At 33.8% G+C, this 12,195-nt stretch carries 11 protein-coding genes; all 11 read right to left on the bottom strand.

The features are described from left to right. Positions 1 to 241 precede the first annotated feature (241 nt). Positions 242 to 3,883, bottom strand: a complete 3,642-nt coding sequence (locus KHA88_RS06230; protein ID WP_213121606.1) for a YobI family P-loop NTPase — start codon at positions 3,881 to 3,883, stop codon at positions 242 to 244. 875 nt (positions 3,884 to 4,758) lie between these two features. Continuing rightward, positions 4,759 to 5,034, bottom strand: coding sequence for an adhesin (locus tag KHA88_RS06235; protein ID WP_213121607.1), 276 nt, complete (start codon positions 5,032 to 5,034; stop codon positions 4,759 to 4,761). An 18-nt stretch (positions 5,035 to 5,052) separates the two neighbouring features. Next, positions 5,053 to 5,484 (bottom strand): protein-tyrosine phosphatase family protein, encoded by a 432-nt coding sequence (locus tag KHA88_RS06240; protein WP_213121608.1) that lies wholly within the window; start codon positions 5,482 to 5,484, stop codon positions 5,053 to 5,055. Between the two features lie 14 nt (positions 5,485 to 5,498). Beyond that, positions 5,499 to 6,446 (bottom strand): thioredoxin-disulfide reductase, encoded by a 948-nt coding sequence (gene trxB, locus KHA88_RS06245; RefSeq protein ID WP_213121609.1) that lies wholly within the window; start codon positions 6,444 to 6,446, stop codon positions 5,499 to 5,501. Between the two features lie 19 nt (positions 6,447 to 6,465). Continuing rightward, the gene (gene arsA, locus KHA88_RS06250) at positions 6,466 to 8,241 is read right to left on the bottom strand and encodes an arsenical pump-driving ATPase (protein ID WP_213121610.1); all 1,776 of its coding nucleotides are present in this window, start codon (positions 8,239 to 8,241) and stop codon (positions 6,466 to 6,468) included. A gap of 21 nt (positions 8,242 to 8,262) precedes the next feature. Then, the gene (gene arsD / locus KHA88_RS06255; RefSeq protein ID WP_213121611.1) at positions 8,263 to 8,625 is read right to left on the bottom strand and encodes an arsenite efflux transporter metallochaperone ArsD; all 363 of its coding nucleotides are present in this window, start codon (positions 8,623 to 8,625) and stop codon (positions 8,263 to 8,265) included. A gap of 93 nt (positions 8,626 to 8,718) precedes the next feature. After that, on the bottom strand, positions 8,719 to 9,138 hold the full coding sequence (gene arsC, locus KHA88_RS06260; RefSeq protein ID WP_213121612.1) for an arsenate reductase (thioredoxin): 420 nt from the start codon (positions 9,136 to 9,138) through the stop codon (positions 8,719 to 8,721). A gap of 25 nt (positions 9,139 to 9,163) precedes the next feature. Further along, a complete protein-coding gene (locus KHA88_RS06265) occupies positions 9,164 to 10,462 on the bottom strand; it encodes an arsenic transporter (RefSeq protein WP_213121613.1) in 1,299 nt (432 codons plus the stop codon). Between the two features lie 16 nt (positions 10,463 to 10,478). Beyond that, a complete protein-coding gene (locus KHA88_RS06270) occupies positions 10,479 to 10,823 on the bottom strand; it encodes an ArsR/SmtB family transcription factor (RefSeq protein WP_213121614.1) in 345 nt (114 codons plus the stop codon). Between the two features lie 352 nt (positions 10,824 to 11,175). Next, entirely contained in the window at positions 11,176 to 11,634 is a 459-nt protein-coding gene (locus KHA88_RS06275; protein ID WP_213121615.1) for a putative iron-sulfur cluster-binding metallochaperone, read from the bottom strand. After that, a complete protein-coding gene (merR, locus tag KHA88_RS06280) occupies positions 11,634 to 12,047 on the bottom strand; it encodes a mercury resistance transcriptional regulator MerR (RefSeq protein WP_213121616.1) in 414 nt (137 codons plus the stop codon). The genes KHA88_RS06275 and merR overlap by 1 nt, the downstream gene beginning before the upstream one ends. Positions 12,048 to 12,195 lie beyond the last annotated feature (148 nt).

A 12,195-nucleotide genomic window follows, 5' to 3' on the forward strand; every position in this document is an offset into this window, starting at 1 on the left:
CTCACTGTATACAAAGTCTAGAATAAATGTATCTTTCTTCCCTTGCAAAGGTCTGTTATCTGCCGTATTGGCACTTAACGATACTTTCTTTTGTCAAACAGTGGTCTTGGATGGGCACATAGATATTCTCCATTGAATAAATGGAATTGTAAACCCGTCTATTAGAGAATCGGTAATTGGTCTACTACATTATTAATACCAACTGAAAGAATGATAAAATTCATTTAGCCGAGTGACGTTTTTATAGTAAATCTGGCGATAAAGAAATTGTTGCCGGTCTATGTCGTATTATTTTGTAGTATCCCTCTTTATTTTGATCCTCCTTAAAATCAAAAATCCAGTTGTTCTCTTTAAATGCAGTTAATAGTCTTTCATTTGTTGTATTAATCTCAAACTTAGGTCTAGTGCGGTATTTAAAGATTTTATTGTACTCAGCTAAGTCTAATAAATCAAGATATTCTTTACATATCTCTTCTTCCAGATTGGGCAGCAAAGATATCAATACATCAACTTTTAGGCTAAAATCCAAACCACTCGATGCAAATAATGTTTTACGTAATTCATTAGAAACATCCTTAGGGTCTGAGATGATTAATTTTATCCTGTTTATTGCCAAGTCATGTATTGTTTGCTGAATTTCATCATCCCAATCTTCAAAAGTATCATATAAGTGGGAAAGATCATTAGGTTCGAGGTTATTTTTCAAAATCATTGCATTGACAGCAGTTGAATATCCTTTATTCAAAATAGATAACCGTTCGCTTGTATACCCAAGCAACCTAATCTTTATATCATCGGAAACATCCCATGAAAGTATCTCGACCACCTCATCAAGTACAAACACTTCACTATGAATTGTATTTGCATATTCATTAGTATTTTTTTCGATAAAGTATAAGACCTGGTTTGAATAATTTTCTCGGATAAATAGTAAATTATCCAGATTCATGGGTACAATACCTTCATCGATAAGGATGCGCAATTTTTCATCTGATATGCCACTAATATCGAAATGATTATATGAGAAATCCAGTGAAGTCAGTATCTCTATATATTTGAGATTTGATAGGCTATTTGAAACTATAGAAGCATCAAAGAATTTTTCTGCCTTTTCAGATCCATAATTGTTTTTTACTTCCAAAAAATTTAACATAGATTCGTCACTATTTATGAATGATATTAATGTAGGTTCTAACGATTGACTATCTCCAAAATATTCAATGATATTCTCTTCTGAATACTTAGCTAAACGATTATTTAATAGTGAACTCCACAACTCTTTATCATTTACATCAATAATAGATGTAATGATAGTACTTAATAATTCCATATAGGCGTTTTTCTGGTCACAAGTTATTATTTCATTGTTCAAAATAAGTAGAGCGACTTTTTCATCATCATTGATTACACCTTTACTGTTTGACAGAACGACGTCAATATAGTTGCAAATGTTGTTTTTTACATATTTGGCTAAGGGTGATTCAGGTTGAGTGAGCACCAATGTATAGTTCCTATGATAAATGTCGTTCTCGTCCTCAACTTGATAAAATTCTCTAAGAATAAAACTTAAATTCTCAAAATTAATTTCGTATAGTGAATTTCTGTAAACTTCTTCCAAAAGGTTTGCATTTGCCGTGTCAAAACTTACAAAAGAAACATTTAATAGAATGAAAGCATGTATCAGCTTATCGATATCGGGTTCATCTATATATAAGTAATCCGAACTGTTAGAGATATAATTCGTAAGACAATTCTCGATATTTACAGCTTGAAGATCGTCATCATCTGAGTAGTAAAGAGTATATATCGAATATAGACGTATCTGTTTGTCGGTCAAAGCATTAGCTTCTATTGCAGAGGAGAACATTTCTGGCCATTGCTGATTAAGACCCTTTACAAAAGCAGAAATTTCCCTTTCAGTATCAAAGAATCCCCCTATGAATTTATAGTTTCTGTTATTACTTAGTTGTTGCAAAAACCTATTAAGAAAAATCAGGTTAGTAGGTGTTCGCAAAAGGTGTTGAAGCAAATCGAAGTTAAGGATTTCTTCTTGGTCAAAATCCGCTGGTCGCAGCCTATCAGTTATCAACGCTGGATCCTTTAGTTGATACGTAAATTCTTTGGCTTTCTTGTCGGTAATACTTCGTAAAAAAGTTTTATCTACTCGACTAAGACTGCTCTCATAGAAATAAGTCATGTAGTCAGCATAGGTTTCATCTATAAATCCATTGCGTATAAGGTATTTCAGCAATGCAAAATATTCGCTACCCTTAATCTCATAAAAGTTAGTTTCAACGCCTATCTCATTTGTTGTTGTTATTTTGAAAATAGAATCTATATTTTCTCTCGTAATAATCTCATTAAGTTGTTTGCATTGAGTTAAAATTATTTCCTTCTTAAGCCGAGATAATTCGTCTTCTAAATAAGGAAGGCGGCTATTTAACTTGTTCTCGATTGCCTGTTTACGGAAAGGATATTTCTCATTATACTCTTCCGCTAGTTCCTGTCGTTCTTGATTATAGTTCCAGCCGTTTGGTATTCGTGACCGCTTTGCAGTATATACATCATCTAATTCTTGGATGGAGGTTAAATGCTCTTTTCTAGCAAACTCAATTTCTTTTTTCCTATTGGCTGCTACCTCTTTTAGCCTTTCAATTTCAGTCTTAATAAAATCATCCTTTTTTGCAAAAAGTGTATATACCATACCTTGATTAAGTTGCAATTCGCTAAAATCTCGCGGGAACAAATTCTTATAGGTTATCATAGCAAGCATTTTATTACAATTAAGTTCGGTTGTATTTAGTCTGTTATAATAAATTACAAACTCATTGTATATGTTTTTTAGAATTCTCATATCATCAATATATAATGAAAGACCTTGTAGAAAGTTGTTATCAAACAGCTCATAAATACCCCCTTCCTTAAAATGCTTTATGAACTGATCATATGAATTTGAGCTATCGACCACAGGAACAATAGGTACTATATAATCAAAAAACTTTGTGCGATCCTTTGATACAAAAATATCATCCCTCAAAAGATAGAAGAATCGAAGTGGATGTTTTTTATCCTTTTCAAGTTGGATGTTTGCTATGGTGTTTATCTCTCGGAGACGTTCAAAAATTCTATTCGCATCGAAGCGATCCATATCTTCAAACACAATGACATCAGCTTCAACGTTTTCAAATAAGTACAAAACTTCATTTAAATATTTATCGAAATAGGATTCTTCGCTTTCCTCAAAAATCTCAATTTCGTTGCCCTGGAAACTGACTTTCCTAAATATATTTTTGGTCTTTTGTGCTTTTACCAATGAGTAAAGAAATATGTAGAATGTGATAGCAACCAGAAATCCACTAATGATTAGCACATATCTATTTGTAGAAATTTCCAACAGATTTTTTACCCAAGAGATTGATAATGAAGCCACATACCCATTCCACAATTCAAACATGGTAATATGTAGTATAGATATTAAAAATAGCATCGTAAAAACAGTGCTGATTACAATATTTTTAGTTTCTATTTTTTTCTTTACTTTAAAATTTGTTTGAGGGATATTTTCCGATGGAATCTGGTGGATAAGTTGATTTAGTATTTTCCCTTCTAATACAGATTCTTTAATTTTAATTTCGTCCTCTTTATCAGATTGTTTGAAATGCGCCAGTGAAATATGCACAAATCGCAATTTACTATGCTTTTGCTTTTTCTTATACGATGCTATTACACTGCTTTTACCAGCACCGTATGCTCCAGATATGGCAACGTTTCGAACATCAGGATTATCAAAAATGTAATCAATAGCATCCTCATAAAGTTTTAAGTCCACATCAGTATCTGGGGTTAGTTTTTGAAACTTATATTTATTATTTCCTTCTTCCACTTCTATCCCTCTATTCTTTTGTTACTAAAGGCACTTTTCCCTAGAAATTGACTTTTTAAATGGACAAGATAAAGTTTAGTGTCTGTTCGTTTAGGTTATACTGAAAAGTTTTTTACAAACCCATACCTCTTGCATCAATTGTATAATTTTACCACTTATAATTCTACACTTTTTGATAATTTTCATGTCATTCTAACCATTTTCAACATTTTGGAATCAATAAGTTGTTATTATTTCACACATACAAATCAAAGGTCATTAATAGAAAAACGACACTCAAAATTAACTTATTAAGCGACAAGGTGCAGATTACTACAACATGGATATCATCCAAAATGCAAGAAAAATATGTTTATCCTATTTTGATTAAAACTGTACTAGACCAGATTATAAGACTTCTGACTATCGATGTGTTTAAGTTACATTAAGAATTAACGCCTGATAGTTTAAAACACACTCATACTTTCTCTTCTTGTCAAGTCTGGTGTCGCACTAGAACAAATCATTTACCGACTCGGCCAAACAGTACCAGATTACGAAAAATATCTATCTCATATAACGCAAAAAAATGAAAAAGAAGCTTCCCATTAGTTTAGTCAACTAATGGGAAGCCTCTAAAATTTCTTATACTATGTTACCATTTTGTTAGCATATACTTTAGAATGCTTTTATATCAAGGGTTTCAGGGGGCGCTACATCATGGCGCCCATTTAATAATCTTACATACAATCAAAAACAGACACTTAAAAGCTAAATAAATCAACGTTTCTAATTTTCGTAGTCACACATAATCAGTTGTTTTATAACCTTTTCGGATACTTTTCGGACACTAAAATGGCTTCACAGCACTTATAACGCTGATATCTGTTCCACTTTTAACAACAGTTACTAGCACCTAATAAAACCAAACTTTCACCTTCTTGATTTTCTTCTTTATCTAAAGTTAATTCATCTGTTCCAGTAATTTGTGAATCAATAGCCACTTTAATTCCGTTTATAGTTTTCACAGTATCAGTTTCTTGTGGCTCATCTATAGAGATAGTAAATTGCGGTCCACAACAACCTGGAACAGAAGAAAGGCGAATTCCTTCTGCACCTTTTTTGTTTAAAAAATTTTCTAACAGTTGTTTAGCCCTATCTGTAATATTCATTTTTTCTCCTCCTAGACATCATTTTGCATTTGGAAAGATTCTTTTTAACGTTTCTTTCATCTCAGGCTTTACATTTATTTTAGGACGCGCCGTCTTTGCAATATGTTCTGCTTCTTCGATTGTCTTTGCTTTTCCCAAAGCTAAAAGTGTTCCAATTGCAACTGTACCTGTACGATTACTACCACCTTGGCAGTGAAAATACACATTTTTTCCTTCGTTATATGCATTTATTACACTATCAATTGACTTTTTAACAGATTCGTCTTCTTGGACTGCATCGTCTACAATTGGGCTATGCACTCTATTATATTTATAATCTTCTTTCGGTGCCTCTGCTCTTAAATCAAATAAAATATCTATTTTTTCATTTTCCATAACTTCTTCGATACCGTCCGCACCACCAATATAAATACGATCTTTCAATAATTCATGGTAATTTTTTGTTGACATATTAACTTCTCCCTTTACAATGATTTACTCCAATCATGTACTGTATTTCCTTCTAAATATCTTTCGGCATCTAAAGCTGCCATACATCCAGTACCCGCAGCTGTGATAGCTTGACGATACTTTTTATCTTGTACATCACCACAAGCAAAAACACCAGGGACATTAGTTTCAGTTGTTCCAGGTATAACGTTTATATAACCTGTTTCATCTGTATTTATGTGCCCATTTAAAAATGATGTATTTGGTGTATGACCGATTGCAACGAAAATACCATCAGTTTGAATTACTTTTTCTTCTTTTGTTTCATTATCTTTTACTTTTAGTCCTGTAACTCCATTTTCACCTGCAATTACTTCTAGAGGTGATTTATTTAGTTCCCAGGATATTTTTTCATTCCCTCTAGAACGATCCTGCATGATTTTTGAAGCACGAAGCTCATTTCTTCTATGAACAATAATCACTTCACTTGCAAACTTAGTTAAGAAATTTGCTTCTTCCATTGCAGAATCTCCGCCGCCAACGATAATGACCTTTTTACCTCGAAAGAAAAATCCATCACATGTAGCACATGTACTAACACCTCGACCAATATTTTCTTTCTCCCCCGGTATATTTAACAGTTTCGCTGATGCACCTGTTGAAAGGATTAAAGATTCGGTTTCAATCTCACCTAAACCATTGACTTGTAAACGATAAGGTTTTGCAGAAAAATCAACATCAGTTACCCATCCTCTTTTAAATTCAGCTCCAAAACGCTCTGCTTGCTTTCGCATGTTATCCATTAATTCTGGTCCCATAACGCCATCAATAAATCCTGGAAAGTTTTCAACCTCTGTTGTTAATGTTAACTGTCCTCCTGGTTGATCGCCTTCAATAACAATAGGTTTCATATTTGCTCTCGCTAAATAGATAGCTGCCGTTAACCCTGCTGGTCCAGTTCCTAAAATGACAACTTTCCCCATGATAATCCTCCATAATATGTTATGATTTTACATACTCTTTAATTTCGTCATATCCTATTTTTTCTTCGCTGATCCAAGGAATGATAGCAGAACGAGCTGCTAACTCCTCGTAAACCTTTTTGATCCATATTCTTTCGGAAGCAGCTCTACCCATTAAAATCGGATCTTTAGTTTTTGCAGCAAGTAAACTTTGATTGATTACCCACCATACTGGTTGAATATCTGCACGTTTTAAGTCCTCTTGTAGTCTCTCAGCTTCTAAAACAGGTGTTGTCTCAGCTAATGTTACAATTACGACACTTGTTTCTCGTGGATTTCTTAACCTTGGGAGTAACTTGCTAATACTTTCTGGTACTTCTCCTTTAGAACGAGTAAATTCTTTATGGTAATTCTGTGCTGAATCTAATAATAACAACGTGTGTCCTGTCGGTGCTGTATCAATAACAACAATTTCTTGTTCTGATTTTGCAACAATATCTGCAAATGCTCGAAACACGGCAATTTCTTCAGTACAAGGGGAATTTAAGTCTTCTTGTAAGTAGTCAATACCTTCTTCATCAAGTTTTTCACTTGCTTTTAAAAGGACTTCTTTTTTATATTTTTCAACTTCCTCTATTGGATTAATAGAACTTATGGTTAAGCTTTCATTTATTTTTCTATTTTCAAACATATATTGTAAATGGGAGGCAGGATCTGTTGTCGTTAAATGGACCTTATGGTCTTTTTCTACAAGACTAACCGCAATAGCTGATGCAACAGTTGTTTTTCCTACTCCACCTTTTCCCATCGTAAAAATAATCCTTTTATTTGTCGTTGATAAATCATTTATCACTTCATTAAGTCCATTTAAGGATAAATTAGAATCTAGATCACTTACCCCTTGTGATAGTGATAAAGAATAGTTTTTAAAAAGATAGCGAAGATTTTGAATACCTGTTAAGGAATAAGACACAAATGGTAAAGAATAAATAGGTACTTGTTTTAACCCATCAGGAATGGTTTTTAGTGCATTTTGCTGACGTTGATAAAAAGCAGATGAGACTTCATCATCTGAAATAAAAGATTGTAATAAACCATTTATTATAAGTGTTTGATTTCTTATTCCAATTCCCTTTAATTCAAGTGACGCTCGATTCGCCTCATTTATTGATGAAACTTCAGGCCTTGATACTAAGCATAATGTTGTCTTTGTTGAGTCAGATAGAATTTCAACCGTCTTCGAGTACAAATCTTTCTTATCTCCCAAACCCGATAATGGACCTAAACATGAAGCACCATGTGTATTTTCTTCTAAGAAGCCACTCCAAGCTGTTGGAAGCTGTAAAAGTCTTAATGTATGACCCGTTGGAGCAGTATCAAAAATGATATGATCATATTCATTTACAGTAGAGTTATTTACTAACAAACTTGTAAATTCATCAAATGCAGCTATTTCAACTGTACATGCTCCAGACAACTGCTCTTCCATTGTGGCTACCACTGCCTCAGGTAATTTACCACGATAAGGTCCAATCACCTTTTCTCGGTAATTTTTTGCTGCTTCTTCTGGATTCAAATTACATGCAAAAAGGTTAGGTACGGTTGAAACCACTTTTGGTTCATTCGTTAATTCGATTTCTAATACGTCCTGTATATTTGATGCTGGGTCTGTACTCACAAGTAATACTTTTTTTCCAATATCAGCTAATGCAACAGCTGTTGCACAAGCAGTAGAAGTTTTTCCTACTCCGCCTTTACCTGTAAAGAATAAAAATGGTGTTTTAATTGTTTCCTTCGGATTAAAAGGTTGATACATTCTATCCCTTCTTCCTTTGTATTACAATTGCTTTAAATCGATTGATAAACGTATCTTGGGCTTTTCTTTTAAATCTTCTGCCTTGACTCCAAACCATTCAGATAATTCATCATTTGTAGGATATTCACCAACTTTTTTAACTTCGTTATTAACGAGAGTTACAGGCAAGGCATCTGAACCCTTTTCATTAAGTATTTTAGTTATCTCATTATTCCCTGCAAATGCTCCTGGATCATTTGCAAGGTTGTATCGAATAATTTCATATCCTTTTTTACCAAGCGAAAAGACAGCAGATGCTACACGAGTTAATTCAGGATCAACAATTGGTCCACAAACCCCCGTAGAACAGCACATAGCAGGATCAAAGATTTCAACTTTTAACATATTTTCATCCTCCTTATTATGATATAAGAATGTACTTATGCATTAGTGAAAGTAAAAGCCGAGAGAGTTTCTCGCGGCTCTTTACCTTAATTATTATTCTCCTGTTTTCGCGAAACGTTCAATTCTTTCTCCAATTTCGTCACGAACACGTTGGAAGAACGCCCATTTTTCTTCTTCTGTACCCTCAGCTTTTGCAGGGTCATCGAATCCCCAGTGAACACGTTTGATATGTGGAGGTGTTACTGGGCAATTGTCTGCTGCATGACCACAAAGGGTTACGATCAAGTCTGCATTATTTAATATTTCGGGATCTATCACATCAGATGTTTGATTTGAAATATCGATACCTGCTTCTTTCATTGTTTTCACTGCATTCGGATTTAATCCGTGTGCTTCCAGTCCAGCACTTTTCACTTCCCATTCATCACCTAAATGCTTTTTTGCCCATCCTTCTGCCATCTGGCTTCGGCAAGAGTTTCCAGTACATAAAAAGTAAATTGTTTTTTTAGACATGTTCATTTGCTCCTTTTAAAGTAGATTAATGAATGATTAGTAACCAAATATATAGACCAACCAGTGTAATGAATAAGGTTGGAATGGTTAATACAATTCCCGTCTTAAAGTAGGTTCCCCAGGAGATTTTAACTCCTTTAAGAGACAATACATGCAGCCAAAGCAGGGTTGCGAGAGAACCAATCGGTGTAATCTTTGGACCTAAATCAGATCCTATGACATTCGCATAAATGAGTGCTTCACGAATATTTCCACTTGTATTGGTATCTGCAATAGCAAGTGCGTCAATCATCACAGTCGGCATATTGTTCATTACTGAAGAAAGAATTGCCGCGATGAATCCCATACCGATTGTTGCCGCAAATAGTCCCTGGTCTGCCGTTAACTGAATTAAATCAGCTAAAACATTTGTAAGACCTACATTTCTTAAACCGTAAACCACTACATACATTCCAATAGAGAAGAAAACGATTGCCCAAGGTGCTCCCTTGATAACGGTACCCGTATTAACAGCTGTGCTTCTACGGGCCATGATTAAGAAGAATATAGCGACTATCCCCGCAATAAAAGAAACCGGAACCCCAATAAATTCACTTGCAAAATAGCCTATTAATAAAATTCCTAAAACAGCCCAAGATAGTTTAAACATTTTATGGTCACGAATCGCTTCAGCTGGTGCCTTCAAATGTGATAAATCGTAATTCTTTGGAATGCTTTTTCTAAAATATAAGTACAAGACAATAATACTAGCAGCTAAAGAAAAGAAATTCGGAATAATCATTCTTGAGGCAAACTCTACAAAACCTATTCCAAAAAAGTCAGCAGATACGATATTAACTAAGTTACTTACAACTAATGGCAGTGATGTTGTATCCGCAATAAATCCACTCGCAATGATAAAAGGAAAAACCATTTTTTCATTAAAATTAAGGTTTCTCACCATGGCAAGGACAATCGGCGTTAAGATCAGTGCTGCCCCATCATTCGCGAAGAATGCAGCGACTATCGCTCCCAAAATGGAAACATAGATGAACATCTTTACCCCGTTACCCTTTGCCGCCCTTGCCATATGTAGGGCTGCCCATTCAAAAAAGCCAATCTCATCTAGGATGAGAGAAATAATAATGATGGCTACGAAAGCCAAAGTAGCATTCCAAACAATTGATGTCACATCAATGACATCTTTAAAATCTACAACACCTACTATAAGAGCTAAAATGGCTCCACCACATGCAGACCACCCAATGGATAGTCCTTTTGGCTGCCATATAACAAGTGTAAGTGTGAGTAAAAAGATTACTGACGCTAAAATGATTGATGTCATTACTTAAATCCTCCATCTAGTCACACGAAATTCTCAAACCCTGTTCTTCCAGTTCTTTTAATCTGTAATCTTGGCTTGGAAGGTGATTCAGCAGGTCTTGCACGATCGGATAATAATCACTGTCTTTATTTAACGAATAAATAATCCATTGTCCTCTCCTGGTTTCTCCTACCACACCCGCATCTTTTAATTTTCGAATATGCTGGCTGATAGCGGGCTGGCTCATTTTAAAGATCTCCACAAATTCACATACACAACAATCATGGTTATTTAAAATTGCCACCATGGTTAATCGTGTTTTATCGCCCAATAATTTTAAAATGTTTGCTGCTTTATCAATCTCAACTATAGATATTTTCATCCTCTGTTCACCTCCGCTTTTCAAATATTAATATATAACAATCTACTTATATAAGTAAATGCTTTTATTCTCATTTACAAAATCTTTACATTTAGTATGTTCATTTCAAAGTTCTCAATTAATGATGATTAATGAACAAAAAGGCTGATAAGAGACAATAAAGTTATTTAATTTTAAAACCTCTAACAAGCTTAACCCCATGTTAAAATCAGCATGGAGTTAAAATAAAATTGTTTAATTTTAGATGTAGATTACTCCACTGCACTTAAAAATATAACAATAAAGTCGTTTAAATCTAAAATTTATTCTATAATCGTGCCCGATCGTATGTTGAACATTAATTTATTTTTGATTATGTCAGTTTTTTTATATAAGTTGTTATGTTGCCTAAACAACAACTACCTTGGGGATTGTTAACTTCACAACCACATCGGTTTTCTTTTATGTTTTTACGAATATGATCTACTGGGGTCGGGGTAAGTCCATTTACTACAAATACTTTTATTTTTTCTTTAGTCCAATTAAAACAATAACAAACCGGTGTTATAATCGAATCATCTTTTTGATGAACTGGAACCTTTATGTCAGATATAATATAATTTTTATTATTAGAAGCAAAATAGACTACATTACAGTCTTTGGTTGAACAAAAATAGTGATTTTCTTTAGCATCTAATGACTCTAATGCAGAAGGTTTAAGTAATGATTTTAATGTGATTAACTGTACTTTTTTACCCTTATTTTCACATAATGAGCAAATACCATCACTTTCAGTTTTTATTTCATTAACATTACTACAACAATTTTCCATCATTCTCCCACCTTCCTCTCATTCATTAAAGTTTCAATAATAGGGCATTCAAATAAAGATTTTTCAACAGGACAACACTCTTTTAAATTAATAAGCATATGTTCTATTTTTTTTAAGTCTTTAATCTTCTTTTGTACTTCATCTATCTTCTGAATGACAAAATCATACATATGCATACACCTTTCATCATCTTTATCAACAACCCCAAGTAATTTATGAATTTCAGATAAAGAGAACCCCAATTCTTGCATTCGTTTAATAAACCGAATACGATCAACCGTTTCAGATGGATACATCCTATACCCTGAATCTGTTCGGAAAGGCTCTGATACTATCCCCACTCTTTCGTAGTACCGAATCGTTTCTTTATTGACCCCACATTTTTCTGCAAGTTCACCAATAAGATACATCACTATTTTCACCTCTAAATAAATTATAAACCCTGTACCATAGAACAGGGTAAAGTGGAATTTTAAATTATTTCTCTTATGAGCTAACTTGCTTCTTCAGTAAATGGCCCGTTTGTTGAATAACAGAACGGACATTTTTAAATAACTTTAT

Origin of the sequence: Lederbergia citrea (assembly GCF_018343525.1) — a bacterium.
Taxonomy (GTDB): Bacteria; Bacillota; Bacilli; order Bacillales; family Bacillaceae_C; genus Lederbergia; species Lederbergia citrea.